Genomic DNA, 25800 nt, shown 5'->3' with positions numbered 1-25800 from the left:
CATGGGTGCCGTTCGTGTTGGCCACCTGCAACGACGACGTGCTGACCAGCCCGGTCGGGCACCGCCGTCAGGCCAAGGTGCTGTGCCACGCTGGCCGGCCACGGCGACGGCGGTGGTTGGGAACGGGAGATGAGCCGTACCCAGGAGACAACGGGTGTCGTCTGGTCGGGGGTTGAGATGTGCCGGTGGCTCGACGTTGTCGAGCCTGCCGCAGCCGTCCGCCCTCGCGTTCTCCGTCTGATCGTGGTGGGCACCGGTATCACCACCGGTGAGACACGCACCAGATAACTGAGACGCCCGACGCATCACGTCCAGCGCAGTCGTCTCAGATCCGCTGAGACCGGACAGGCGGCGGCGCGGCGGCCACCAACCACACCGCCAGAAACAGCCGCCGCCGCCGCACGCGGGGCGACACCGCCGAACCGGCCCATCAGACCAACGAAACAATGATTCCGTTGGGTAGTGGATAGGTTCGAACAAGTCAGAAACTGGTTAAATGGTTGGCAACCAGTGAACTGGTACGGTCACCGCCGTGACCGACACCGCCGTACGCTGCGGCTACAGCCGCTGCCGCGCCGAACTGCCCCCGCCCGGCCCCCGGGGAGGCAGGCCGCGCTCGTTCTGCCGGGACACCCGGTGGGAGGGCGGCCGGACCTGCGCCCAGATGGCGCGGGCCGAGCGGGAGGCGCTCGGCGCGCTCGGCCTCGACGCGGGGGCCGGCGCGTTCGCCCTGGACGCCGACAGGGTGCGCGAGCAGGTGACCGCGGTGACCGGGCCCGTCGCCGAGCTCGCCGCCGCGCTGGACGCGGTGCAGACCCGGCTCGACGAGGTGGAGCGCGACGCGCTGGCCGCGACCGAGCAGGCCCGTGCCCGGGCCGCGGAGGCCGACGCGGCCCGTCAGGCCGCCGAGCAGGAGCGCGAGACCGCGCTGCGCCGGGCCCGTGAGGCCGAGGCCGCCGCCGCGGACGCCCGCCGGGAACGCGCCGAGGCGGTCACCCGGGCCGAGGAGGCCGCCGTGGCCGCGCTCGAGGCGACCGAGGCGCTCGGCGCCGCCCGCCAGCAGGCGACCGACGCCGTCGCAGCCCGCGACCAGGCCCTCGACGACGCGCGGACCGCCCGGAGCGAGGCCGCCGTCGCGCAGCGCGAACGCGAGGAGGCGACACTGGTCGCCCGGACCGTGGGGCACGAGCGGGACGCGGCACTCGACCGCGCGTTCGCCCGTGAGGGCGAGCGCGACGAGGCCCGGCAGGAGCGGGACGCGTTGCGCGCCGAACTCGACGGGGCCCGTGCGGAGAACGCGGAGCTGCGCGCCGAGGCGTCGGCGCTGCGGACGGCGGCGGAGACCGCGCGTTCGGACGCGGAGAATGCACGGCTGGCGGGGGAGACCGCACGGACGGAAGCTGATGCGGTGCGCTCGGAGGCGACGACCGTGCGGGCCGAGGCGGACGGGTTGCGTTCGGAGCTGGCGACCGCGCAGGCCGAGCGGGACAGGCTCCGGGCGGAGGTGGACGAGGCACGGACCGCACGGGACGCGGCGCGCCGGGAGGCCGGCGATCGGCATGCCGGCAGCGAGGAAGCCCGCCGGGACGCCGGTACCGAGGCCGGGACCGTGCCCGCGCGCCTGCACCCCGACGACGTCGCCGCGCTCGCCGCCGCCCTCCGAGGTATGTGAGCCCGACCTTCTGACCGGTCGTCACACCCGTTCGCTGCGCCTCACACCTGCTGCAGCAGGTGTGAGGTGAGGCCCCGGGGTGTGAGCAAGCCTCGCTGTCCGTTCCCAGCGGCGGGGAGGCCACCCTGCACGATCCGGCTCCGGCTGATATGCATGACTCATGCATGACACTGCTCGCACCGCGAACCTTCTCGGCGCGGCTGCGCTCGCCGTGACCGATCACGCGCTCGGCGCCGTGTCTCGGGCGGCCGGCACCGGCACCAGTGCAGCGGCCGCGCTCGTCGTCCTGCTGACCTCGCCCGAGCTGAGCGTGACCGAGCTGGGCCGGCGCGTCGGCCTGAGCCAGTCCGCCGCGGCCCGCATGGTCGACTCCCTGCAGGCGGCGGGCCTCGTGGAGCGCCGCCCCGGCACGGGACGCGAAGTACGGGTGTCAGCGACGTCCGCCGGACGCGACACGGCGGCCCGGCTGCTCCGAGCCCGCACACAGTCGCTGTCCGAGCTGGTGTCCGTCCTCGACGTCCACGAGCAGCGCGCCCTGACGGAACTGCTCACCACACTGCTGACCCGCCTCTACACCGAGATCCGCAGCTCGGAGTACCTGTGCCGGCTGTGCGACCGGCCGAGCTGCACCACGAACGCGACGTGCCCGGTCGGCCAGGCCGAGCGCGACCGGGACGGCTGAAACCCGTGGGCGCGCTGCTCGCACTCGCCTCGGCGGTCAGCTACGGCTTGTCCGACGTTCTCGGCGGTGTGCTGTCCCGGCGCACCTCGTTCATCCGTGTCGCCCTGCTCGGCCAGGTCGGCGGCCTGCTGTCGATGGCGCTGCTCGCACCGCTGTTCTCCGCCACCGTCCCGGCCGTCGCCGATCTGGCCTGGGGCGCGCTGTCCGGCGTCGGGACCGGGCTGGGAATGGTGTTCCTGTTCCGGGGAATGAGCCGCGGCGCCATGAGCGTGGTGGTCCCGGTCAGCGCCGTGGGCGGGGTCGCCCTGCCGGGTTCGGTCGGCGTCGTCGTGCTCGGAGAGCGGCCGGCGCCACTCGCGTGGACGGGGATCGCCGTGGCCCTGCCCGCGCTGTGGGCGGTCTCGCGCGGGAAGGCCGGAGACGGGCGATCGGCGCGGGCCGTCGTCGACGGGCTGGTCTCCGGTGGCGGCATCGCCCTGCAGTACCTCGCCCTCGCCCAGGCCGCACCGGAGTCGGCAGCCTGGCCGGTCGTCGCCGGACGTGTCACCTCGATCCTCACGATCGCAGCGCTCGGCGCAACTCCGTACCTGAGCAGGACACGGCATGCGGACGACGGGCAGCGGCGCGGCCTCGGTCTCGGCGCGGCGCTCGCCGGGGCGCTGGCCGGGCTCGCTCTGCTCTGCTACCTGCTCGCCACCAGGACCGCGCTGATCACGGTCGCCGTCGTGCTGTCGTCGCTGTACCCCGTCATCCCCGCCCTGCTCGGCATCACCGTGCTCCGCGAACGGCTCACCTCCCGCCAGACACTCGGGCTCGTCGCAACACTGGCCGCGCCGGTGCTGATCGCAACGCCCGAAGCTTCCGCAGCCTCCCGCTGACGGCGATCGGCCGGGCCACGGCCCAGCTCGCGCTCGGCATGCTGGACTCCACGGACCTGCTCGCCCGGGCCGCGGTGCGGACGGCGGTCGACGCGCGGTCGTCACCGGCGTGGCGCGGAGGCCCTCGGCAGGAGCCCGGCCGCGGACGGTGACGGTCAAGGCCGGGGCCGGTCCTCCAGCTCGTCGAGCCGCTCCCGCAGCCGCCGCAGCTCCTCGAGCACCGCGTCCCAGGTCTCCGGCTCGGGGGAGCGGGGCGGACCCGCCCGGCCCGCGGCGGCCTCGGCCGCTTCGGCGGCGGCCCGGGACTCCTCGATCTGCTGGGTGAACCAGGTCGCGATCGTCGCGGTCACCGTGCCCAGCACCGCGATGCCGGCCAGCATCAGCCCGGCCGCGACCAGCCGGCCCTCCACCGTCACCGGGTACCGGTCGCCGTAGCCGACCGTCGTGATCGTCGTCAGCACCCACCACAGCGAGTCGCCGAACGAGGTGATCGTCGCCTCCGGGGCGTGGCGTTCGGCCTCGTACACGCCGAGTGCGGCGACGAACCCCAGCAGCGACACCGTGACCACCAGGTAGGTGCTGACCCGCCCGCGCAGGTCGTCGCGCAGTGTCCGGGTCAGTACCGACACCGCGCTCAGCAGCCGCACCAGGCGCAGGAACCGCAGGAACGGGGCCAGCACGACCAGGACGTCGAGCGGGTTGTCGAGCACGAACCGCCTGCGGTCGCGGGCCAGCACGAACCGGATCACGACGTCGACCACGAACACCGCCCACACCAGCCACAGCACCACCTCGATGCCGTGCCAGGTGGCCGAGCCGGGTGCGGTCGCGAGCACCTCGACCGCGTACAGCACGAGGAACCCGACCGACAGCACCGTCAGTGGGAGGTCGGTGCGGCGCTCCCACGCCCGCAGCCGCGACTCGGGATCGGTGCCGTCCGCCGTGGTGCCCATCCGCGGAGGCTACGACGGCGGCGCCAGCGGCGGGCCGAGGACGCGCGTCGCCTCCTCCTCCGGGGACGGCCCGGGCGGTGGGGGCGCACCGGTCGTCTCGGCGAGGATGCGTTCGAAGCGGCGCTCGAAGCCGCCGGGCGCGAACACGCACAGCAGGCGGGCCTCGGCGCTGCCGTGGTTGGCCAGCGTGTGCGGCACCTCGCGGGGCGCGAACGCCCAGTCGCCCGGCTCGGCGACGATCACCTCGTCGCCGACCTGCAGGCCGGGCCGGCCCGCGAGCACGTAGAACCCCTCGCCGTGCGTGGGGTGCACGTGCAGCGGCGGCCCGGGGCTGCCGGGGGCCATCGCGAGCTCGATCGCGCCGAGGGCGCCGTCGCTGTGCGCCGCCGCCAGCAGCACCCGCAGCGAGCCGTCGCCGGCGCGGCGGGCGACGATCCCGCCGCCGGCCGTCATCGCCCACCACCGGCCGGGGTGCAGTCGGTCATGGGACCACGGTGCCGCGGCCGGGGCCCGGCGGGAAGGCCCGGACGCGAGTTCGCCTGCCCGGCCCGGGACGACAGGGGGCCGCGTCCGCCGTCAGCTCCGCGGGACCGACACCAGCACCCGCACGGCCTCGGCGACCGCGGCCCGGCGGGCCTGGCGGACCGCCGTCGCGATCGGGCGCAGCGCGTCCGAGCGGGCCTCCGCGGCGGACGCCGACAGCGCGCCGCCCGGCTCGTCGCCGGCCGCGGCGGACAGGATCGCGTCGACCTCGTCGGCCTGCTGCAGCACCCGCAGGACCTGCGGCGGCATGCCGTCCGGCCACAACGCCCGCGGCCGGCGGCGCAGCGCCGCCGCGATCTCCTCGCGCACGCCCGGCCGGTGCCGGGCCACACCCAGGTCGGTGAGCACCGCGGCGGCGTTGCGGACCTGCCCGCGCAGCTCGCGCTCGGCCTCGCCCAGCGCCACGCACTCCGGGACCGGGCCCGGGTCGGGGACGGCGTGAACGCTCCACCGGACGACGCCGTCGGCGATCGGCCCCGGCACGACACCGAACCCCGCGTCCGGGAACAGGACGCCCTCGCCGGCGGTCGTCGCCTCCCGGGAGAACCGGCCGGGGCCCGGCAGCCCGCGGACGTCACCGGGCGCCGGCAGCACCAGGCGGGCCTGCCCGCGCGGGGTGGCGCGGCGCACGGCGGCCAGCAGCATCGTGGTCGAGGTCGGGGCCGTGCCCGGGCCGGGTAGTGCGGTCAGCGTGGCGGTCTCGTCGTCGGCGGCCAGCACGTCGTGCGCCTCCGACCACGGCGCGAGCGCGTCGAGGACGTCGTCGGGGGCGGCGACCCCGGCCAGCCAGGCCGAGGCCCACACGGCCAGGGTCGCGGACGCACAGGACACGGCGGCCAGGCTAACTGCCGCCCCCGATCCGCACACCCGGCACGTGGGTGACGCTGCGTACCCGTCGATCAGCTACGCGTGACCAGCGTGTCGTGCCCCGGGCACCGCCCACCGCCGTCGGATACTCGGTGACCATGAGCCGGTCCCACGACTACCGCGGCACGTTCGACTCCGCCGGCACCCGGACCGCCCGGCGGGCGCAGGTGCCCGAGGTGCCGGCCGAGCCGGGACTGGTCGTGGAGGACCCGGCGAGCGGGTTCTGCGGTGCCGTCGTCGCGATCACCGGGGCCGAGGTGACCCTGGAGGACCGGTTCGGCGGGCGGCGGGTCTTCCCGCTGCGACCGGCCGCGTTCCTGTACGAGGGCGCCCCCGCGACGCTCGTGCGGCCGCAGGCGGCCCGGGGCGGGCGGACGTTCTCGGCGTCCGGTTCGGTGCACGTCGCGAACCTGAAGGCGCGCACCGCGCGGGCGGCGCGGATCTGGGTGGAGGGCCTGCACGACGCCGCCCTCGTCGAACGCGTCTGGGGACACGACCTGCGGGTCGAGGGCGTGGTCGTCGAACCGCTGCACGGGGTCGACGACCTGGCCGCCGCGGTGCGGGACTTCGGGCCCGGCCCGCACCGCCGGCTGGGCATCCTGGTCGACCACCTCGTCGACGGCACCAAGGAGTCCCGGCAGGCCCGCGAGGCCTACCGGGCGACCCGCGAGGCTCAGCATCACGTGCTGGTCACCGGGCACCCCTACGTCGACGTGTGGCAGGCGGTGAAGCCCTCGGTCGTCGGGATCCGGGAGTGGCCGGTGATCCCGCGCGGCACCGACTGGAAGACCGGCGTCTGCGCGGCACTGGGCTGGGGCGAGCCCGCCGACGGCGCGCGCCGGGTGCTGGGGGCGGTCCGCAGCTACCGCGACCTGGAGACCCCGATGATCGGCGCGGTCGAGCGGCTGATCGACTTCGTGACGGCGGTGGAGGAACCCGCCGGGCCGTAACGATCGGGCCACGCGCGCGCAGTTCCCGGCGGCGGAATGTCCGTTCCTGGCAGGCTGGTGGCATGACACCGGCACTGATCTGGCTGCTCGTCGGGGTGGCGCTGGTCGGGGCCGAGCTCGTCTCCGGTGAGCTGTTCCTCGTGATGCTCGGCGGTGGCGCGCTCGCCGCGGCCGGCGGCGCCGCGCTCGGGCTCGGCGCGCTCGGGAGCGCGGGGCTGTTCGCGGTCGTGTCCGTGCTGTTGCTGCTGGCCGTGCGGCCGGCCGCGAAGCGGAAGCTGCAGGAGCGGATGGGGTCGCTGGAGCGCCACCAGGACCGGTTCGTCGGCGCCGCCGCCGAGGTCGTCCGGCGGGTGGACGGCACGGGCGGCCAGGTGCGGATCGGCAAGGAGCTCTGGTCGGCCCGGTCGCTGGACGGCCACGAGGTCCTGGAGGAGGGCTCGACCGCCACCGTCCTGCAGGTCACCGGGGCGGCCGTGCTCGTGACCGGCCGGGGGGAACTGCCGTCGCCCTGACGGGCGCCGGCGACCAGCCCCGGGCACTCCGGGGCGGACGTGAGCGCCGGCGGATACCGGCGCGCAATGAAGGGGGACCGGGATGGATTCCGGTTTGATCATCACGGTGATCCTGCTGGTGCTGGTGATCACGGTCGTCGTCAAGTCGATCGTGATCGTGCCGCAGGAGTGGGCGTACATCATCGAGCGGCTCGGCCGCTACCACAGCACCCGGGAGGGCGGCCCGGCCATCCTGGTGCCGTTCGTGGACCGCACCCGCGAGCGGGTCGATTTGCGCGAGCAGGTCGTGTCGTTCCCGCCGCAGCCGGTCATCACCCAGGACAACCTGACCGTCAACATCGACACCGTCGTCTACTTCAAGGTCAACGACGCCAAGTCGGCGGTCTACGAGATCGCCAACTACATCGCGGGCGTCGAGCAGATCACCACCACCACGCTGCGGAACGTGGTCGGCGGCATGACCCTGGAGCAGACGCTCACCTCGCGGGACCGGATCAACACGGTGCTGCGCGGCGAGCTCGACGAGGCCACCGAGCGCTGGGGCATCCGGGTCGCACGGGTGGAGATCAAGGCGATCGACCCGCCGCCGTCCATCCAGGAGTCGATGGAGCGGCAGATGAAGGCCGACCGCGAGAAGCGGGCCATGATCCTCAACGCGGAGGGGCAGCGGGAGTCGGCCATCCGCAGCGCCGAGGGTCAGAAGCAGTCGCAGATCCTCACCGCCGAGGGCGCCAAGCAGGCCGCGATCCTGGAGGCCGAGGCGGAGCGGCAGTCCGAGATCCTGCGGGCGCAGGGCCGCCGGGCCGCCCAGTACCTCGAGGCGCAGGGCGAGGCGAAGGCGATCGAGAAGAAGTTCGCCGCGATCAAGGCCGGGCGGCCGACCCCGGAGCTGCTCGCCTACGAGTACCTGCAGACGCTGCCGGAGATGGCGCAGGGCGAGGCCAGCAAGCTGTGGGTGGTGCCCTCGGACTTCGGCAAGGCCCTCGAGGGCTTCACGAAGATGCTCGGTGCGCCGGGCGAGGACGGGGTGTTCCGCTACACCCCGAGCCCGGACGACGGCACGGTGTCCCGGCCGGCCGAGGACGACGAGTCCCTCGAGGACTGGTTCGACGTCTCCACCGACCCGGAGATCGCCCGCCAGGTCGCCGAGGCCACCGCGGCCGCGCAGAAGGAGGTGCCGCCGGTGGGGGAGCAGACCCCGTCGGCCGGCAACGGTGGCGGCGCCTCCGCGGCGCAGCTGGAGGCCGCGCGCCCGGTGCCGGGCCCGGACCCGGCCGCTCACCCCAACGGCGCCCAGGAGCCGCGGGGCTGACGGCCGAGACCGGGCGGCTCCCCCGGTCCCCGGAGTCCGGGTGACCGGGGGAGGCTCGCCGGTCAGTCCGCCGCGGTGGTGGCCGTGGCCACCTCCCTCGTCTCCGGGGGACCCTCGAGGCAGCGGTAGCGCATCAGCACCACGCCTCCCGGGAACGACCTCGGCGGCTCGACCTGCGCGAACCGGGTGGCCGCCGTGCCGTCCGGGAACAGCTTGTTTCCCTCCCCGAGCACCACCGGATAGACCCAGAGATTGACCTGGTCGACCAGCCCCTCCCGGAACAGGGTCTGCAGCAGGTTCGCGCTGCCCCAGGTGTGGATCTGTTCGTGCCGGGCCCGCAGATCCCGAACCTCGGTGGCGACGTCGGTCACCTGCGTGCTGGTGTCCCAGGACAGCTCGGGCGCCCCGCGGGAGGCGACGTACTTGGGGACCCGGTCGAAGACCCGCCCGATCTCGCTGGGCTGGCCCGGCCAGTAGGACCGGAAGATGTCGTAGGTCGTGCGCCCCAGCAGCAGTGCGTCGGACGCCTGAACATCCGCATCCACCTGTGCGCCGGAGTCGGAGTCCAGGTACGGCCACTGCCAGCCGGCGTACCGGAAATCCCCGTCCTGCGCGGTCGGGCCACCGTTGGCCTGGATCACACCGTCGAGCGTGGTGTGCATGTTGACGTGCAGCTCACCCATTGCGTTGTCTCCTCGTCGTTGTCGTGGGTCCCCGTGGATCGCCGTCACCGGACCCGGTAGCGCAGATGCGTGACCTGCTGCGCGGGATCCGGGACCTCGGGTGCGGACATCAACCGGCGGACCAGCTCGAGCTCGACGTGCTCGGCGGGCAGGTGCTCGAACAGCCGCCTGCCCTGCCCGAGCAGGACCGGCACCAGGTGCAGTTCGAGCTCGTCGAGCTCCCCGGCCCGCAGCAGCGCCTGCGCCGCACCGGCTCCGTGCACCATGACGTCGGCGTCGCCGGCCGCGGCGCGGGCCTGCGCGGCGCAGCCGCGCACGTCGGTGACGTAGCGGACGGCACCCGGCGGCGGGTCGTCCGGGACGTCGTGGGTCAGCACGAACACCGGGACGCCGTCGTGGTGGTCGCCGTGCCACCGGCCGGCGTGCTCGTAGGTGCGGCGCCCGGAGATCACGGCGCGGGTGGCCAGCATCTCGGTGTACACCTGGTTGTCCGGTCCGGGTTCGTGGCGCCGGTCGAGCCAGTTGAACAGGCGGAACCCGCCGGCCCCCATCGGGGCGTCGACGCCGTCGGCCGGCCCGGCGACGTAGCCGTCCACGGATACGGTCATGTACAGCCGGATCGCCACCGTCAGGCCGCCGATCGCACGCGGTAGCGCAGGTGCAGCACCCGTTCGCCCCGGATGACGACGTGCGGGTCCTCGAGCAGGTGCTGGGCGTCGACCGGGCCGAAGTAGCGCTTGCCGGAACCGAGGACCACCGGTGCGACGTCCATCGCCACCTCGTCCACCAGGCCGAGGGCGAACGCCTGCCCGCCGACGTCGCCGGCTGCCACGACCACGGTGCGTTCCCCGGCGAGCTCCCTGGCCTTCGCGACCGCCCGTGCCACGTCGTCGATGAAGTAGTAGGAGGCCGCGGGTCCCGGGTGCGGGCCCTCGACCGTCGCCCGTGGCTGCCATCCGTCGGGCTTCGGCCGGTGCGACACGACCACCACGTGCTCGCCCGCCGGCGGCGCGCCCTCCCAGCCGTTGGTCATGTCGAACAGGTGCCGCCCGATCACCATCGACCCGATGCCCGCCCAGATCGGGCGGAGGTAGTCGGCCGTGACCTGCGAGACCTTGAGCTGCCCGCCTTCGACGATCGCGACGTCGCCGTTGGAGTAGCAGTCGAACAGGGCACCGACCCCGTCGTCCGGGTCGGCGATGAAACCGTCCACCGACACGACGTTGTGCATCCACACGGTACTCATCGGTCTTCCTCGTCGTCCGATCCGTGGAGCGGCCGGCCCGCGGGCCGCACGCGGTAGCGCAGGTGCTGCACGCCCGCCCCGTCCAGGGCGTGCACCAGCTCGAGCTCGTGGCGGTCGGGCGGCATGGCGTCGAACAACCGGCGGCCCCGCCCGAGCAGCACCGGGACCAGGTGGATCTGCAGCTCGTCGAGCACGCCCGCGGCCAGCGCAAGCCGGGCGGTGAGTGCGCCGTGGACGAGCACGTCCTTCCCGGCGGCCGCGTCCTTGGCCGCGCGCACCGCGGACGTCACGTCGCCGAGGTAGGTCACCGCCGGCCATCGCAGGGCCGCGTCGGGCTCCTGGCGGCTCACGACGACGATCGGGACGCCGTCGTGGTGGTCGCCGCCCCAGCCGCCGGAGAGCTCGAACGTCCGCCGGCCCACGAGCACCGCGCCGGTGGCCAGGAGCTCGTCCATGACCTGACGGTCCGCCCCGGTGAGGCGGTCGGCTGCGCCGTGACGCGTGGTGTCGGTGGGCCCGATGCACCACTCGTGCAGCCGGTGCCCGCCGTCACCGAGCCCGTTGCCCGGTCCGTCGTGGGGGCCGGCGATGAACCCGTCGACGGACATCGACATGGACAGCACGGTGTTGCTCACGGCTGCCCCGCGCCGTCGGCGGTGAACTCCACGGTCGGGGAGGTCACGACGTCCAGGAGATCGGCGGGCAGGAAGGTGGCGGTCATGGCGTGGGCTCCTTTCGGGACGAGGGCGGTCGATCTGTGTCGGTCGGGGGACCGGCGCCGTGCGCGGGACTCATCGCTCGACCGGCCATCCGCAGCCTGCCGCCGGGTGGTCATCCGGCGGGGCCGTGGCGTTCGAGCCCGGCCAGTCCCGGTACGGCCGCGCCCAGCACGGCCACGGCGTCCTCGGTCCACGGCCCGGTGGTGATCACGCAGACGTGATCGATACCCAGGTCGGCGAAGGCCCGGCAGCGTTCGACGAACGACGTCGTGGACTCGCCGGGCGCGAGCCGCGTCGAGATCGTCTTCTCGATGGCGTCGAACGGTCGGGCGGCCTCGGTGCACAGCCGCTGCAGCACGGCGAGCTTGTGCCGTGCCGTGGCGCCGCCGTCCGGGATGTCGAACAGGTTGCAGGCGTCGGCGTAGCGGGCGACCAGCGGCAGCGTGCGCCGCTCGCCGGTGCCGCCGATCAGGATCGGCGGGTGCGGCCGGCTGAGCGTGGCCGGGCTGTGCTCCGGGCGCTCCAGCCGGTGGTGGGTGCCCACGAACGGGGTCTGGTCGCCGGCCCACATCTGCCGGGCGATGCGCAGTGTCTCCTCGAGCCGATCGAACCGCTCGCCGACCGCAGGCAGCGGCAGACCCATTGCCGTCGCCTCGTCGCCCAGGTAGCCGGCGCCGACCCCGAACAACGCCCGGCCACCGGAGAGCACATCGAGTGTGGACACGGCCTTGACCAGCAGCGCCGGCGGGCGGAACGTGACCGCGGAGACCATCGTCCCCAGCCGGACGCGCTCGGTGCGGGCCGCGAGGAACCCGAGCGTGGTGTAGGCCTCGAGCATCTCGGACTCCCCGGGCCGGGCGCCGTACGGGTCGGCCTGCAACAGGTGGTCGGCGACCCACACGCCGTGCAGCCCGCCGCGGTCGGCGGCCTCGGCTATCCGGGACAGGCCGCCGGCGAGGGGTTCACCCCGCCACGAGAAGTTCGTGACGCTGATGCTCAGTCGCATGAGGACTCCTCGTCGCGGGACGGGCGGGTGCTCGTCCCGGTCGCGATCGGGGGGCCGACGACGTGCCCGCCGTTGTGCTCGCTGCGCAACGGGACGTGGAGGTTCAGCTCGGACATGGTGCCCCCTAGCTCGTACTTGACCATACGAGTTCTGCGAGACGCTACTACCATGTACCCGCTCGTACAAGTTGTCGCGGCCGGCGACCGTGCCGGGGGCGACGGGCGGGGCACCGGGAGCCGATCAGGCGAGCACGAACCCGAAGGGCAGCTCGAGCCGGTGCCGGGCCAGGAGTTCGTCGTCGGCGAGCAGCTCGCGGGTCGGCCCGTCGGCGGCGACCACCCCGCCGTCCAGGACGACGCTGCGCGGGCACAGCTGCAGGGCGTACGGCAGGTCGTGGGTGACCATCAGCATCGTCACGTCGAGCCCGAGCAGCACCTCGGCCAGCTCCCGACGGGCCACCGGGTCGAGGTTCGACGACGGCTCGTCGAGCACCAGGATCTCCGGGTCGCAGGCCAGCACGGTGGCCAGCGCGACACGCCGCCGCTGGCCACCGGACAGGTGCAGCGGGGAGCGGTCGGCGTGGTCGGCCATCCCGACCGCGTGCAGCGCCCGCCGCACCCGCTCGCGCAGCTCCGCGCCGCGCAGGCCGAAGTTGGCCGGCCCGAACGCGACGTCCTCGCCGACGGTGGGCATGAACAGCTGGTCGTCGGGGTCCTGGAAGACGATCCCGACCCGGCGGCGGATCTCCTGCAGGTGCTCCCGCGCCACCGGAAGGCCGCCGATCTCCACCGAGCCCTCGCCGGTGAGGATCCCGTTGAGGTGCAGCACGAGGGTGGTCTTGCCGGCGCCGTTCGGGCCGAGCAGCGCGACCCGCTCGCCCGCCGCGACGGTGAGGTCGACGCCGTGCAGCGCCTGGTGGCCGTCCGGGTAGGCGAACGCGAGGTCGCGCAGCCGCAGCGACGGGGCGCTCACGCCGGCATCCACGCCGATGCGGCGAGCACCACCGCGACGGCCGCCGGGGCCAGCCCGGTCAGCCACTGCCGGGGGGTCGTCGGGTCGTCGGCGGACGGCGGCATCGCTCCGGTCCAGCCGCGGGACAGCATCGCGAGGTGCACCCGCTCGCCGCGCTCGTAGGCCCGCACGAACAGGGCCCCGACCCCGCGGGCGGTCGCCGCGGCCTGCCACAGGAACCGCGGGTCGTGCCCGCGGGAGATCCGGGACAGCCGCATCCGCCGGGCCTCGGCGGTGATCACGTCGGCGTAGCGCAGCATCAGGGTGGCGATCGTGGTGACGATCTCCGGGGCGCGCAGCCGCTGCAGGCCCACGAGCAGTTCCCGGACCGGTGTGGTCGCGGTGAGGGTGAGCGAGACCAGCACCCCGAGGGTGCCCTTGACCAGGATGTTCCACGCCCCGAGCAGCCCGGGCTGCGACAGCGTCCACCCGAGCACGTCGACGGTGGGCGGCGGCCCGGTCAGCGGCAGCAGCACGGCCAGCACCACGAACGGCAGCTCGATCACCGACCGCCGCAGGATCCAGCCGGGCCGGATCCGCGCGACCGCCCACACGGCGGCCAGCAGCAGGGCGAACCCGCCGAACACGCCGAACGCCTCGCGGGGCGTGGCGACCACGCACACCACGACCACGAGCGCCGAGACGATCTTCACCTCGGGCGGGAGCCGCAGGTCCATCAGGCGGTCATCCGGAGCGGCGGCGGAGCAGCAGGAACACCCCACCCGCGACGACGACCGTCACGATCACCCCGGTGACGCCGGCGACGCCGGTGGTGCCCTCGGCCCCGCCGACGGTGTAGTCGGCCATCGGCCCGGACGACAGGGGGTGCTCGGCCTCGTGCTGCGCGATGCAGGTGCCCTCGAGGTGTTCCGCGCCGTCCGGGGTCTCGACGACCGTGCAGCCGTGGAGCGCGACCGAGTCCAGCCCGTCCGGCTCGGGTGAGGCCAGTGCGGACAGCAGGCCGGCGACCAGCAGCGCCACGACCAGGAAGCCGCCGAAGAACAGCGCCGGCCGGCGCGTGGACGGTGCGGTCATCGGGCGGTCTCCTCGGCGGAGCGGCGGGGCAGCGGTGTGCCGGTCCCCTTCAGCAGGTGGACGAGGTCGGGCCGGGTGGCGACCACCGCGCCGACGGTGGCGGCGGTGATCACACCCTCGCCGACGCCGATCAGCAGGTGCAGGCCGCCCATCAGGGCGAACACGGTGCCGAGCCCGGCCCCGCCGGCCCCGCCCAGCGCGTACTCGGCGACGAAGCCCATCGCGGCGACGACCGTGTTGACCAGCGCCGAGACGAAGGCGACCGCCACCAGGCCGCCGCGGGAACGGGTGGCGAACCGGCGCAGCCCGCGGGCCACCAGCCACCCGGCCAGCACGCCGAACACGGCCATGTTGGTGATGTTGAGGCCGAGCGCGGTGATGCCGCCGTCGGCGAACAGCAGCGCCTGCACGACCAGGACGATCGCGATGGAGATCATCCCGACCCACGGCCCCACCAGGATCGCCACGAGCGCACCACCGAGCAGGTGGCCGCTGGCACCGGGCAGGATCGGAAAGTTGATCATCTGGACGGCGAACACGAACGCCGTGACCAGGCCGGCCATCGGGGCCGTGCGGTCGTCGAGATCGGCCCGTGCCCGCCGGACGGCGACGGCGAGCGCGACCACCGCCACCGCGGCGAACAGCAGCGCCGTCGATCCGTTCACCAACCCGTCGCTCATGTGCATGGCGACCGCATGGGTCTGCATCGCGCCCCTCCGTCGGCTCGGCACGCCGCCGGCCGCGTCGCGGCCGGTCGCTCCGATTGAACGCGATGAAGGTGCTGTGGCAAAGAGGTGGCAGCTACTTCCTGGCGGACCGGGTAGTGCCTACTGGGCAGGGGCGGCCTCGTCCTGCTCCGCCTTCAGCCGGTCGTCCTTGCGGGCGGCGAGGCGGGAGACCTTGAACAGCGCCTTGCGGCGGGCGCGGCCGAGCGGCAGGGCGACCCGGCCGATCCGCACGTCGAGCGGCCGCACGTCGAAGGCGCCCGACCCGCCGAGCTCGTCGAGCAGCAGCTGCTGCTCGTCGGAGATCTGCTGCTCGAACTCCGCCGACACCGAGCCGCGACCGATCCGGAACGCCGCGAGGGTCTCCGGGAGGCCGAGGAAGTCGCCGTACTGCAGCAGCCGCATCCACAGGTCGAGGTCCATGATGAACCGGCGATCCGGCCGCCAGCCGCCCGCGGTCACGAACTGCTCCTGGCGGAACAGCACGTTGCCCGGCTCGCCGATCGGGTTCGCGCCGTTGCGGATGACCCGGCGGGCCACCTCGCTGCCCGAGTGCAGCCCGACCAGCCCGCCGCCCAGCCCGCGGCGCGGCACCAGGACCCGGCTCTGCTCGTCGATCATGTGCCGGCGGGAGGCGACCAGCGCCAGCGACGGGTCGTCGCGCATCGGCGGGACCTGCAGCTCCAGGCAGCGGGGGTGCAGCAGGTCGTCGGCGCACACCAGCTTGACCAGCGGTGCGCGGCACAGCTGCACGGCACGGTTCCAGTTGTCACCCTGCGACAGGGTCGCGCGGTTGCGCTCCAGCCGGATCCGCGGGTCGCGGAACGAGGCGGCGATCTCGGCACTCGCGTCGGAGCTGTTGTTCTCCAGGATGACCAGCTCGAAGTCCCACCAGGTCTGCTCCAGGACGCTGCGGATGGTCTCGGCGAGATAGGTCTCCCCGTTGTAGACCGGGATGCAGACGGACACGCTGGGCAGGAAGCCGCCGGGCCTCATCGGGTACCTCGCGGGATCGGGAACGGGCGGGCGCCGGCTCACGGTACCGGGCGGCCGGCCTGCGACGAAGGTCGACCGGCCGACCCTCCGTTCGTCGTGATCGGCTCGCCGCTCGTCGGGAATTCGTCGCATCGGCCCTGCCTCCTGCCGCCGTTCGGGCGGTCCCGCACCGGCCGTGCCGCGCACCGTCCGTAGTATGCGGTCCAGTGTCCGCGTGGTCCGGGCGCCGAGGACGGCCGCCGTCATCCGCACGGGTGAACCGGCCGGGTGACATCCGTGCGGTGCGGGTCACGTAACGCGAGCTCCGACACCGGAGATAAGCCGTATGACCCCTCATCTGGGGGGTTGCACGACCGGGGGCTTCGACGCCGCCACACGCACGCTGCTCGCCAACCGCGCGCGCCAGACCGATCGATTCGGGGGAGAGACCGGTGAACCAGCGCCCTGACCACGGACCGCACCGTCCGCGTCAACCGAGAGTGTCGGTGATCGTGCCGACGCGTAACGAAGCACGCAACCTCGAGGTCGTCCTACCGGCCGTGGCCGCCGTGCGACCGGCCGTCCACGAGGTGCTCGTCGTCGACGGCAACTCGACCGACGGCACCGTCGAGACCGCCCGGCGCGTGCTCCCGGACGTGCGGATCGTGCGTCAGACCCGCAAGGGCAAGGGCAACGCGATGGCCTGCGGGTTCGCCGCCGCCACCGGCGACGTGCTGGTGATGTTCGACGCCGACGGCTCGGCCGACCCGCAGGAGATCCCGCGGTTCGTGCAGGCGCTGGTCGACGGCGCCGACTTCGCCAAGGGCAGCCGCTTCACCAAGGGGGGCGGCAGCGAGGACATCACGCTGCTGCGCAAGAGCGGCAACGCCGGGCTGAACCTGGTCGCGAACACGCTGTTCGGCACCCGCTACACCGACCTGTGCTACGGCTACAACGCGTTCTGGGCGGACATCCTGCCGCTGCTGGACCTGCCGCCGGTCGACCTGCCCCCGCACCCGGACGACGGGATGTACTGGGGCGACGGGTTCGAGATCGAGACCGTGCTGAACTGCCGGGTCGCCGCCGCCGGGCTCACCATCACCGAGGTCCCCTCGGTGGAGCGCGAGCGCATGTTCGGCGAGACCAACCTGCGGACCTTCGCCGACGGCACCCGCGTGCTGCGCACCCTGGCCGCCGAGCGGCGCCGGGCCGGCCGGGACGACCACGCACCGGCCGCGGCACCGCCCGTCGTCGCGAGCGCCCCGCCCGTCGCGCCGCCGGAGCGGCCGCGGCCCGCCCCGCAGCCGGTGGGCGTGGAGGCCGCGACCCTGCCGCCGCACCTCGGTGTACGGTCCGACCGGTCCCGCGTGCGGTACGCCTGGGGCGAAGAGGCATCCTGACACGTGCCCCGGGCCGTACCGGCGCCGCGACCCGGCGGCCGGTGACGCGCTCGGCGCAACGAGACACCACCGGCGCCCGTCCGATCGGACGGGCGCCGGTGATCGGAGGAAGGGGAGTGCCACGGTGAGCGTGCCGTCCGCAGCAGAGCTGACCCGGGCGAGGACCGCGCGTCGCTACGTGGCGATCCTGCTCGTGCTGGCCGGTGTCGTCGCCTGCGTGCTCAACCTGGCGAATGTCAGCGGCGGCGCGCTCGGCGAGTTCCGGCTCCTGGTGACGATCGGGTTCCTGCTGCTCGGACCGGGCTGGGCCGCGGCCGGGTTCCTGCGCCGGGCGCCCGCCGCGCACGTGTGGCTGCTGACCCTCGGCGTCGGCACCGCCGTGACGCTGATCGGCGCCCAGCTCATGGTCAGCCTCGGGCTCTGGTACCCGAGCGTGGCCCTGTTCCTCGTCACCCTGCTGAGCGTGCCGTTCCTGCTACGGCATGCGGTGGTCGCACAGTGAGGCCGGTCGGGTCGGCGCACACCCCGCGTGACGCGGGCGACCCCGGTCCCGGCCCCGCTCCCGTCCCGCCGCCGGCCGCCGACCCGGAGGCACCCACCCAGCGGCTGGAGGCCGCCCGGGCCCGGGCCCGCTCCCGGGAGCTCGCCGAGCAGCGCACCGAGTACCTGCCGGCGGTCGGCCTGCGCGGCCCGGGGGAGAACCCCCCGTCCGGGGAGAACCCGCCGCCCGGCCACGGCCGCAACGGCGGGATCGGCGACGGCCTCGCCCTGTCGCTGTGCTCGGCGTTCGGCTCGGTGGCCGGCCTGCTCGGGGTCCTGATCGCGGCCCGGCTCATGCCGCAGGCCGAGGTCGGCCGGGCCTCGGAGTTCCAGTCGGCGTTCATGCTGATCGGCGGGATCGCCCAGCTGAACCTCGGCGTCGGCCTCATGCGCTGGCTGCCCGGCGCGGGGCGGAAGTCGGTCCGGCTGGTCTTCGCCTCGCTGCTGCTGATCATGCCGCTGGCCGGGCTGGTGGGCCTGGTCTACGGCGTGCTCGTCCCGAGCATCGCCGAGACCGCGGGCGGCGGCCGCTCGTTCGGCCTCGGGCTGCTCGTGCTGGTGCTGACCTGCGCCGGCTGGGGCGTGTTCGTGGTGCACGACTTCGTCATGGTCGCCATCGGGCGGCCGTGGGTGGCGGTGTGGCGCAACGGGACGTTCGCCGTCGTCCGGATCGTGCTGCTGCTGGCCCTCGGCGGTGCGCTGGCCTCCGAGGCGCTGGTGCTGTCCTGGGCGATCCCGGTCGTGCTGTGGGTCGCCGCGGGCACCGCGATGCTCTGGTACATGACGCGGCGCTTCGCCGCCCGCGGCGGCGAGGGCGTCGTCCCCACCCGCGCGGAGGCCGCCGCGTTCCTCGCGCCGACCGCGCTCGCCCAGGCCGGCAACGCGCTGCTCTACAACCAGGTGCCGCTGTTCGCGAACCTGCGGATGGGCAACGAGGTCGGCGCGGTCTTCTTCATCTGCTGGCAGGCGGTGACCGTCGTCGACATGGCCGCGACGTTCTTCACGAACTCGCTGGCCGTGCAGACGGCCCGGGAACCGCACCGCGCCGAGGAGCTGGCCCGGCTCGCGCGGCGGCGGATGCTGCTGCTGTTCGTGCCGCTGCTCGGGCTCGGCGCCCTGCTGGGCTACCCGGTGCTGTCGCTGCTCGGTGAGGGCTACGCCGCCGGCGCCCCCGCGCTGGCGGTCCTGATGGTCGGGCTGCTGTTCCGCCTGATCGTCGTGTTCGAGCTGGCCCGCCGCCAGGCCGACGGCGACGGGATGGGCTACGCGAAGATCCAGCTGGCGAACACCGGGCTGGTCGTGCTCTTCGCCTGGCTGGTCCCGCTGCCCGCGCTGGGGAGCACGTCGGTCAGCATGATGATGATGCCGCTCGTCCTCGGCTACGTCGGGGCGCAGCTGCTCTGCGCGCTGGCCCTGCGGTATCTCCCGGCGTGGAACCGCCGGAACACCTCGGAGGTGAAGTCGTGACGGAGGTACGGCCGGGTGAGCAGACCACCCGGGTCGAGGCGAGCCCGAGCGAGCGGACGCAGTTCGTCCCGCCGCCCGCGCCGGACGCGCCGCTCCCGCCGCCGCCCCCGATGCCCGGCACGGCCGACCGGCTGTCCCCGCTGTGGGTGTGGGGCGCCCCGGCGCTGGCCGCGCTCGCGGTCGCGGTGCTGCCGCTGGCGGCCGCGACCTCCGACCTGTCCGACATGGGCGGCTGGGGCCTCGCGCCCGCGCTGAGCCCGCTCGCCTGGGTCGCGGTCGCGCTGGCCGTCGCCTGCTGCGTGGTGGAGCTGTGGTCGCCGCGCCCGCGGATCCCGATGCTCGGCGCCGCGACCACCGTGCTGATCCTGTGCACCACGGGCATGCCCTCGGTGGTGCAGCCGCAGGCCCGGTTCACCACCGCCTGGCTGATCTCCGGCTTCGTGGACGCGGTCGCCGGCAACGGCGTGCCGCCCACCGGCGTCGACGCCAGGTTCTACTGGCCGGCGTTCTTCGCGCAGTGGGCCTGGTTCCGGGATGCCGCCGGGGCCGACCAGCTGGACACGATCCTGCGCTGGTACCCGCCCGCCGTCGTCGCGGTGTGGGCCATCGGGGTGTACGCGCTGGCCCGCTCGATGCTGGGCGGCACCCGCGCCCCGTGGGTGGCGGCCTGGCTGTTCGTCGGCCTGAACTGGATCGAGCAGGACTACTTCTCGCCGCAGGCGACCGCGATCGTGCTGCTGCTCACCGTGCTGACGTTCGCGCTGGGGCCGCTGGCCACCCGCCGGGTCGACAACGCCGGCGTGCCGGGCTGGCCGCGGCCGCACCGGGGCGCCCCGCCGCTGCCGCGCTGGCGGCGCTGGCTGGTGCACGCGATGACCCCGCCGAACCTGCCGACGCTGCCGGCCCGCCAGCTGCTGCTGATCTACTTCTGCGCGGCGCTGTGCCTGGTCGCGCTGGCCCCGACCCACCAGCTGACCCCGTTCGCGATCATCGGCCAGCTCGTCGTGCTGGCGATCGTCGGCCGGTTCCGCGGGCGCGGCCTGGTGGTCGTGGCGACGCTCGCGGTCACGGTGTACGTGCTGATCGCCGCCCAGGACTTCTGGATGACCCAGATCACGATGATCACGGGCAGCCCCGGCGACGACGGCGCCATCCAGGCCGGTTTCTTCGAACGCCTCCAGGGTGACACCGGCCAGCTCGTCGTGAAGCTGCTGCGCGTGGTCATGCCCGGGCTGACCTGGCTGCTGGCCATCGCCGGGGCCTGGGTGTACTGGAAGCGGCGCCGCGACCTTGTCCCGATCGCGCTGGCCGGCATCCCGATGGGGATGGCCGTGGTCCAGAGCTACGGCGGCGAGCTGCTGCTCCGCGTGATCCTGTTCGGCCTGCCGGTGCTGACGATCCTCGCGGTGGACGCGCTGCGCGCGTTCGTCCGGGTGGACCGCAAGCGGGAACGCCTGCTGGCGGCCGGCATGCTGCTGCTGTTCCCGCTGCTCATCCTCATCCGGGGCGGGAACGACGCCTACCTCGACGTCACCACCGAGGACGTCCAGATGACCCGGCAGGCCTACGACCAGGCCCCGCCGGGCGCGACGGTCCAGCCGCTGGCCACCGTCGGCCCGTACGCGCTGGAGGGCGTGGGCCAGCACAACAACATGGCCTCCGGCGGGCAGGGCTGCGGCATCCTCGCCAGCGACCCGTTCCGGTGCATCGACTACGTCGAGCCGCAGACGCTGCTGTTCTACAAGTCGATCGAGAAGCAGGGTGTCGTGCTGAACGGCGAGCAGCCGGGCTGGACGCTGGCGATCCGCCAGCAGCTCATCGCGTCCGGCGACTACCGGGCGACCTACGAGAACGGCTTCAACGCCGTCCTTGTCCGCAACGAGCCGGTGGCGACCCCGGTGGTCCCGCCGCCGGACGTGACGCCCCCGGCGGTGGAGCCCCCGGCCGAGGACGGAGGCACGTCGTGAACGGGTTCGCCCTGACCTGGGTCGCCTTCGCGCTGGTGCTGGCCCTGTTCGGTGCCCGCGCCTGGGTGGTCGAGACCAACCGGGGGCGGCTGACGACCGCCGGTTCGGCGCAGCGCGGCCTCACCGCCGCGGTGGTCGCCTCGGTCGCGCTGCTCGCGGTGATGCTGACGCTCAACGGCGGTGCCCAGCTGGTCGACCTGCTGGCCAACGGGAACGCGGCGGTGACCGCGCCGTCCGACCAGGCGCCGACCGGCGGGCAGCAGCCCGGCCAGCGCCCGGTCGAACCGGCCCCGCCGGGCCCCGCCGGGCCCGCGCCGGCACCGCCGGCGAACTGACGGCGAACCGAGGGCCCGCGGTCAGCCGGCGTAGCCGATCGCCACGTACTTGGTCTCGAGGAACTCGTCGATCCCGACCGTGCCGCCCTCGCGGCCCAGGCCGGACTGCTTCACCCCGCCGAACGGGGCGGCCGGGTTCGACACCAGGCCGGTGTTGAGCCCGATCATGCCGCTCTCCAGGTTCTCGGCGATGTGCAGCGCCCGGTTCAGGTCGCGGGTGTAGACGTAGTTGACCAGCCCGTACTCGGTGGCGTTGGCCGCGGCGAGCGCGTCGTCGGCGGTGTCGACGACGGTGATCGGCGCGACCGGCCCGAAGATCTCCTCGTGGTTGAGCCGCGAGTTCGCCGGGACGTCGGTGAGCACGGTCGGCGGGTAGAAGTAGCCGGGCCCGTCCTGCGCGCGGCCGCCGAGGGCCACGCTCGCCCCGTTGGCGACGGCGTCGGCGACCAGGTCGGTGACCTTGTCCCGGCCCTTGGCGTCGATCAGCGGGCCGACGTTGACGCCCTCCTCGGTGCCGCGGCCCACCTTCAGGGACCCCATCCGCTCGGCGAGCCGGGAGGTGAACTCCTCGGCGACGCCGCGCTGGACGTAGAACCGGTTCGCGGCCGTGCAGGCCTCGCCCATGTTGCGCATCTTGGCGACCATGGCACCCTCGACCGCGGCGTCGACGTCGGCGTCGTCGAGCACCAGGAACGACGCGTTCCCGCCCAGCTCCAGCGAGCTCCGCAGGACCTTGTCCGCGGCCTGCTCCAGGAGCTTCCGGCCGACCGGGGTGGACCCGGTGAACGAGATCTTGCGGGCCCGGCCGTCCCGGATGACCGGCTCCATGACGCCGCCCGCGTCGGTCGCGGTGATCACGTTCAGCGCGCCGCCGGGCAGCCCGGCGTCCGCGAGGACCTGGGCGAAGGCCAGCATCGTCAGCGGGGTCTGCTGCGCCGGCTTGATCACCGAGGCGCAGCCGGCCGCGACCGCGGGCGCGATCTTGCGGGTGCCCATGGCGAGGGGGAAGTTCCACGGGGTCACGAACACGCACACGCCGACCGGCTGGCGGATCGTGAGGAAGCGGGTCTGGCCGTTCGGGGCGACCTGGTAGCCGCCGTCGATCCGGACCGCCTCCTCGGCGAACCAGCGGAGGAACTCGCTGGCGTAGACGACCTCGCCCTTGGCCTCGGCGACCGGCTTGCCCATCTCCAGGGTCATCAGCAGCGCGAGGTCGTCGGCCCGCTCGTGCAGCAGCTGGTAGGCCCGGTAGAGGATCTCGCTGCGGGTCCGCGGCGGCAGCGCGGCGATCTCCGGCTGCGCCGCGTGCGCCGCGGCGAGGGCGTCCATCCCGTCCTGCGGGGAGGCGTCGGCGACCTCGGTCAGGATCTCGCCGGTGGCCGGGTCCTCCACCTTCGCGGTCGCGCCGCCCTCCGCCGGTCGCCACGTCCCGCCGATGAACAGCCCGGTCGGGACGGCCTCCAGGACCCTGCGCTCGTCAGCATTCGTGGTCATGGCCGCAACGTACCCCGGCGAGTCCCCGGGTAGGCATCGTCGCGGCGGCCCCCGGCGGGTCATGATGGCGGGGTGGTGACGCCGATGAGACTCCCCGAACTCGTCCCCGACCCCGTCGAGCTGCCCGCGCACCTGGCGGAGCTGCGGGCCGAGGTGCGGTCCTTCCTGGACGCCGAGCGGGCGGCCGGGGCGTGGACACCCCGCGCCGACGTGTGGCTGTCCGGCTGGGACCCCGGGTTCTCCCGGCGGCTCGGCGAACGCGGCTGGCTGGGCATGACGATCCCGGTCGAGTACGGCGGGCACGGGCGCTCCGCCCTGGAGCGGTACGTGGTGACCGAGGAGCTCCTGGCGGCCGGGGCGCCGGTGGCGGCGCACTGGATCGCCGACCGGCAGATCGGGCCGTCGCTGCTGCGGTTCGGCACCGAGGAGCAGCGCACGGCGTTCCTGCCCGGCATCGCCCGCGGCGAGATCTACTTCGGCATCGGGATGTCCGAACCGGACTCCGGCTCGGACCTGGCGTCGGTGCGGACCCGGGCCGAGCGGGTCGACGGCGGCTGGGAGCTGACCGGCACCAAGGTGTGGACGTCCGGGGCGCACCGCGCGCACGCGTTCTTCGCACTGGTGCGGACCTCCCCGCCGGACGAGGCGAACCGGCACGCGGGGCTGTCCCAGCTGCTCGTCGAGCTCGACCGGCCGGGCATCGAGATCCGGCCGATCCCGCTGCTCACCGGGGCGCACCACTTCAACGAGGTGCGGTTCGACCGGGTGTTCATCCCCGACTCGCGGGTGTTCGGCGAGATCGGGCACGGCTGGGCCCAGGTCACCGGGGAGCTGGCGTTCGAGCGGTCCGGCCCGGAACGGTTCCTGTCGACCTACCCGCTGCTGGCCGCGCTGGTCGGCGAGCTGACCGCGCAGGACGGCGTGGACGCCGGCACCCGGCGGCGGATCGGCGCGCTGGTCACGCGGGTGTGGACGCTGCGGAACATGTCGCTCGCGGTCGCCGGCGCGCTGGAGTCCGGCGCGGCCCCGGAACTGGCCGCCGCCCTGGTCAAGGACCTCGGCACCCGCTACGAGAACGAGATCATCGACGCGGCCCGGTTGCTGTGCGCGGTGCCACCGGACCCCGGCGCGGAGGGCGGGTTCGCCCGCCTGCTGGCCGACTCCGTCCTGCACGCACCCGGTTTCACGCTGCGCGGCGGCACGAACGAGGTCCTGCGCGGCATCGTCGCGCGGGGGATGGGACTGCGCTGATGACCCGCAACACCGACCTGGCCCGCCTCGCGGAGTCGATCTTCGCGGACTCCTACGAGAAGGACGCCACCGGGCTCGACCCGGCCGCCTGGCAGGCCTGCGCCGACGCCGGGCTGACCACGCTCACCGCGCCGGACACCGGCGGGACCCTCGACGACGCGGCCGTGCTGCTGGAGGCGGCGGGCGCCTGGGCGGCCCGGGTGCCGCTGGCCGAGACCGACCTGCTCGGCGGGTGGCTCGCCCGGGCCGCGGGCCTCGAGGTGCCGGACGGGCCGCTCACCGCCGTGGCGACCCGCGTCCCGGGTGGCGACCCGTCGCCCGGGACACCCGGCGGGGTGCTGACCAGCGACGGCCCCGCCGTGTCGGGGACGCTGCCCCGGGTGCCGTGGGGGCGGTCGCTGGCGGCCGTCGTCGTCCTCGACGCCGACCGGGTGCTCGTGCTCGACCCGGCCACCGCCGCGGTCACCGAGGGCGCCAACCTGGCCGAGGAACCGCGGGACACCCTGGCCTTCTCCGGCACGGCCCCGCTCGCGACCGGCACCGCTCCGGCCGGTGCCGGTGCCGAGCTCGCGCTGCGGGCCGCACTGGCCCGGGCGCTGCTGCTGGCCGGGGCGGCCCGCGGGGCGCTGGCCCGCTCGATCGGCTACGCCGGCGAGCGGCGACAGTTCGGCCGCCCGATCGGGAAGTTCCAGGCCGTGCAGCAGATGCTGGCCGAGGCCGGAGCGGAGGTCGCGGCCGCGGCGGCCGCCTCCGCCGCGGCGGCCCGGACCGCGCAGGCCGCCGGGTTCGCCGCCCCGGAGACGCTGTTCGCCGTCGCCGCGGCCAAGGCCCGGTGCGGGGAGGCGGCCACGGTGGTGGCCCGGATCGCCCACCAGGTGCACGGCGCGATCGGCTTCACCCGCGAGCACGACCTGCGGCTGGTCACCACCCGGCTGTGGGCCTGGCGCGACGAGGACGGCAACGAAGCCCACTGGAACGACCGGGTCGGGGCGCTGGCCCTCGACGCCGGCGCGGACGGCCTCTGGCCGCTGGTGACCGGCCGGCCCTGACCGTGGTGATCAGCCGAGGGTGATCAGCTGCGGGGAAGCTTCCGGAAGTCCCAGCTGGTGATCTTCTCCGGGCGCAGCCGCAGCCAGCCGTGCCGGCCGTCGATCACGACCTGGCCGCCGGTGTAGCGGTCGGCGAAGGCCTGCTCGACGCGCTCCAGCTCGGCGTGCGGCTCCCCGGTGCGGGGCACCTCGCCGACCACCTCGACCGCGCCGCGCAGCTCGACGCCGCGCAGCTCGCCGTAGTCGTGCCCGGCGTCGACGACCACGGCGACCCGCGGGTCGCGTGCCAGGTCGGCCCAGCGCTGGGACCGGGACAGCGAGGTGAGCCAGAGCGCCGCGCCGTCCCAGACGTACCAGAGCGGGGTCACGTGCGGGCCGTGCGGGCCGACGGTCGCGACCCGGCAGGTGCGCTCGGCGTCGAGGAAGGCGGTGACCTCCTCCGGCGTCATGGCGATCCTGCGGGCGCGGCGTTGCGGGTGCGGTGCGGTCACCCCCACACGGTAGATCGCCCGGGCGGCGGGGGAGCAT

The 25800-nt window shown here is 74.4% G+C and carries 29 protein-coding genes; 13 read left to right on the top strand and 16 right to left on the bottom strand.

Annotated features, from left to right (window positions below; genetic code table 11):
• The first annotated feature begins 532 nt into the window (after positions 1–532).
• From H7X46_RS13820 to H7X46_RS13810, 3 genes are all read left to right on the top strand, one after another.
• Positions 533–1672, top strand: coding sequence for a response regulator receiver protein (locus H7X46_RS13820; RefSeq protein ID WP_370588760.1), 1140 nt, complete (start codon positions 533–535; stop codon positions 1670–1672).
• 160 nt (positions 1673–1832) lie between these two features.
• On the top strand, positions 1833–2354 hold the full coding sequence (locus H7X46_RS13815; RefSeq protein ID WP_186359792.1) for a MarR family transcriptional regulator: 522 nt from the start codon (positions 1833–1835) through the stop codon (positions 2352–2354).
• Positions 2355–2359: 5 nt separating this feature from the next.
• Complete coding sequence (locus H7X46_RS13810; protein WP_186359791.1) at positions 2360–3232, top strand: DMT family transporter; 873 nt, start codon at positions 2360–2362, stop codon at positions 3230–3232.
• A gap of 155 nt (positions 3233–3387) precedes the next feature.
• Here the strand turns inward: H7X46_RS13810 and H7X46_RS13805 are convergent, their stop codons facing one another.
• The 3 genes from H7X46_RS13805 to H7X46_RS13795 form a co-directional block, all read right to left on the bottom strand.
• Positions 3388–4185 (bottom strand): potassium channel family protein, encoded by a 798-nt coding sequence (locus H7X46_RS13805; protein ID WP_186359790.1) that lies wholly within the window; start codon positions 4183–4185, stop codon positions 3388–3390.
• 9 nt (positions 4186–4194) lie between these two features.
• On the bottom strand, positions 4195–4638 hold the full coding sequence (locus H7X46_RS13800) for a cupin domain-containing protein (RefSeq protein ID WP_186359789.1): 444 nt from the start codon (positions 4636–4638) through the stop codon (positions 4195–4197).
• A 123-nt stretch (positions 4639–4761) separates the two neighbouring features.
• Complete coding sequence (locus tag H7X46_RS13795) at positions 4762–5559, bottom strand: hypothetical protein (protein WP_186359788.1); 798 nt, start codon at positions 5557–5559, stop codon at positions 4762–4764.
• Between the two features lie 134 nt (positions 5560–5693).
• Between H7X46_RS13795 and H7X46_RS13790 the strand changes: the two genes are divergently transcribed.
• From H7X46_RS13790 to H7X46_RS13780, 3 genes are all read left to right on the top strand, one after another.
• Positions 5694–6545, top strand: a complete 852-nt coding sequence (locus H7X46_RS13790) for a DUF3097 domain-containing protein (protein ID WP_186359787.1) — start codon at positions 5694–5696, stop codon at positions 6543–6545.
• A gap of 62 nt (positions 6546–6607) precedes the next feature.
• A complete protein-coding gene (locus H7X46_RS13785) occupies positions 6608–7057 on the top strand; it encodes an NfeD family protein (RefSeq protein ID WP_186359786.1) in 450 nt (149 codons plus the stop codon).
• A gap of 82 nt (positions 7058–7139) precedes the next feature.
• Positions 7140–8369, top strand: a complete 1230-nt coding sequence (locus H7X46_RS13780; protein ID WP_186359785.1) for an SPFH domain-containing protein — start codon at positions 7140–7142, stop codon at positions 8367–8369.
• A gap of 62 nt (positions 8370–8431) precedes the next feature.
• Here the strand turns inward: H7X46_RS13780 and H7X46_RS13775 are convergent, their stop codons facing one another.
• From H7X46_RS13775 to H7X46_RS13730, 11 genes are all read right to left on the bottom strand, one after another.
• A complete protein-coding gene (locus H7X46_RS13775) occupies positions 8432–9052 on the bottom strand; it encodes a dihydrofolate reductase family protein (protein ID WP_186359784.1) in 621 nt (206 codons plus the stop codon).
• A gap of 44 nt (positions 9053–9096) precedes the next feature.
• Positions 9097–9660 (bottom strand): dihydrofolate reductase family protein, encoded by a 564-nt coding sequence (locus H7X46_RS13770; RefSeq protein WP_186359783.1) that lies wholly within the window; start codon positions 9658–9660, stop codon positions 9097–9099.
• A gap of 20 nt (positions 9661–9680) precedes the next feature.
• A complete protein-coding gene (locus H7X46_RS13765) occupies positions 9681–10298 on the bottom strand; it encodes a dihydrofolate reductase family protein (protein ID WP_186359782.1) in 618 nt (205 codons plus the stop codon).
• Complete coding sequence (locus H7X46_RS13760; RefSeq protein ID WP_186359781.1) at positions 10295–10933, bottom strand: dihydrofolate reductase family protein; 639 nt, start codon at positions 10931–10933, stop codon at positions 10295–10297. The genes H7X46_RS13765 and H7X46_RS13760 overlap by 4 nt, the downstream gene beginning before the upstream one ends.
• A gap of 196 nt (positions 10934–11129) precedes the next feature.
• A complete protein-coding gene (locus H7X46_RS13755; protein WP_186359780.1) occupies positions 11130–12023 on the bottom strand; it encodes a TIGR03560 family F420-dependent LLM class oxidoreductase in 894 nt (297 codons plus the stop codon).
• On the bottom strand, positions 12014–12139 hold the full coding sequence (locus H7X46_RS29630) for a hypothetical protein (protein ID WP_255426132.1): 126 nt from the start codon (positions 12137–12139) through the stop codon (positions 12014–12016). The genes H7X46_RS13755 and H7X46_RS29630 overlap by 10 nt, the downstream gene beginning before the upstream one ends.
• 124 nt (positions 12140–12263) lie before the next feature.
• On the bottom strand, positions 12264–12995 hold the full coding sequence (locus H7X46_RS13750; protein ID WP_370588759.1) for an energy-coupling factor ABC transporter ATP-binding protein: 732 nt from the start codon (positions 12993–12995) through the stop codon (positions 12264–12266).
• Positions 12992–13711, bottom strand: coding sequence for a cobalt ECF transporter T component CbiQ (gene cbiQ, locus H7X46_RS13745; RefSeq protein WP_186359778.1), 720 nt, complete (start codon positions 13709–13711; stop codon positions 12992–12994). Before cbiQ ends, H7X46_RS13750 begins: the two co-directional genes overlap by 4 nt.
• A gap of 7 nt (positions 13712–13718) precedes the next feature.
• On the bottom strand, positions 13719–14069 hold the full coding sequence (locus H7X46_RS13740) for a PDGLE domain-containing protein (protein ID WP_186359777.1): 351 nt from the start codon (positions 14067–14069) through the stop codon (positions 13719–13721).
• On the bottom strand, positions 14066–14776 hold the full coding sequence (locus tag H7X46_RS13735; RefSeq protein WP_186359776.1) for an energy-coupling factor ABC transporter permease: 711 nt from the start codon (positions 14774–14776) through the stop codon (positions 14066–14068). Before H7X46_RS13735 ends, H7X46_RS13740 begins: the two co-directional genes overlap by 4 nt.
• A gap of 120 nt (positions 14777–14896) precedes the next feature.
• Complete coding sequence (locus H7X46_RS13730) at positions 14897–15790, bottom strand: glycosyltransferase (protein WP_186359775.1); 894 nt, start codon at positions 15788–15790, stop codon at positions 14897–14899.
• A gap of 491 nt (positions 15791–16281) precedes the next feature.
• Here H7X46_RS13730 and H7X46_RS13725 point away from each other — a divergent pair, with 491 nt between their 5' ends.
• The 5 genes from H7X46_RS13725 (at position 16282) to H7X46_RS13705 (ending at position 21478) form a co-directional block, all read left to right on the top strand.
• Complete coding sequence (locus tag H7X46_RS13725; protein ID WP_370588758.1) at positions 16282–17169, top strand: glycosyltransferase family 2 protein; 888 nt, start codon at positions 16282–16284, stop codon at positions 17167–17169.
• A 124-nt stretch (positions 17170–17293) separates the two neighbouring features.
• A complete protein-coding gene (locus tag H7X46_RS13720) occupies positions 17294–17671 on the top strand; it encodes a hypothetical protein (RefSeq protein WP_186359773.1) in 378 nt (125 codons plus the stop codon).
• Positions 17668–19176 (top strand): lipopolysaccharide biosynthesis protein, encoded by a 1509-nt coding sequence (locus H7X46_RS13715; protein ID WP_186359772.1) that lies wholly within the window; start codon positions 17668–17670, stop codon positions 19174–19176. The genes H7X46_RS13720 and H7X46_RS13715 overlap by 4 nt, the downstream gene beginning before the upstream one ends.
• Positions 19173–21143 carry a hypothetical protein gene (locus tag H7X46_RS13710; RefSeq protein WP_186359771.1) on the top strand — a complete coding sequence of 657 codons (1971 nt, stop codon included), beginning with the start codon at positions 19173–19175 and terminating at the stop codon, positions 21141–21143. The genes H7X46_RS13715 and H7X46_RS13710 overlap by 4 nt, the downstream gene beginning before the upstream one ends.
• Positions 21140–21478 carry a hypothetical protein gene (locus H7X46_RS13705; protein WP_186359770.1) on the top strand — a complete coding sequence of 113 codons (339 nt, stop codon included), beginning with the start codon at positions 21140–21142 and terminating at the stop codon, positions 21476–21478. The genes H7X46_RS13710 and H7X46_RS13705 overlap by 4 nt, the downstream gene beginning before the upstream one ends.
• Positions 21479–21499: 21 nt before the next feature.
• Here H7X46_RS13705 and H7X46_RS13700 read toward each other — a convergent pair whose 3' ends face one another.
• Entirely contained in the window at positions 21500–22972 is a 1473-nt protein-coding gene (locus H7X46_RS13700) for an NAD-dependent succinate-semialdehyde dehydrogenase (protein WP_186359769.1), read from the bottom strand.
• Between the two features lie 84 nt (positions 22973–23056).
• Between H7X46_RS13700 and H7X46_RS13695 the strand changes: the two genes are divergently transcribed.
• Both H7X46_RS13695 and H7X46_RS13690 read left to right on the top strand, forming a co-directional pair.
• Positions 23057–24223, top strand: coding sequence for an acyl-CoA dehydrogenase family protein (locus tag H7X46_RS13695; protein ID WP_186359768.1), 1167 nt, complete (start codon positions 23057–23059; stop codon positions 24221–24223).
• Complete coding sequence (locus tag H7X46_RS13690; protein WP_186359767.1) at positions 24223–25272, top strand: acyl-CoA dehydrogenase family protein; 1050 nt, start codon at positions 24223–24225, stop codon at positions 25270–25272. Before H7X46_RS13695 ends, H7X46_RS13690 begins: the two co-directional genes overlap by 1 nt.
• Before the next feature lie 23 nt (positions 25273–25295).
• Here the strand turns inward: H7X46_RS13690 and H7X46_RS13685 are convergent, their stop codons facing one another.
• Entirely contained in the window at positions 25296–25763 is a 468-nt protein-coding gene (locus H7X46_RS13685; RefSeq protein ID WP_370588757.1) for a pyridoxamine 5'-phosphate oxidase family protein, read from the bottom strand.
• Positions 25764–25800: the final 37 nt, after the last annotated feature.

Origin of the sequence: Pseudonocardia sp. C8, assembly GCF_014267175.1 — a bacterium.
Classification (GTDB): domain Bacteria; phylum Actinomycetota; class Actinomycetes; order Mycobacteriales; family Pseudonocardiaceae; genus Pseudonocardia.
This window is presented reverse-complemented; position numbering and strand designations above follow the sequence as displayed.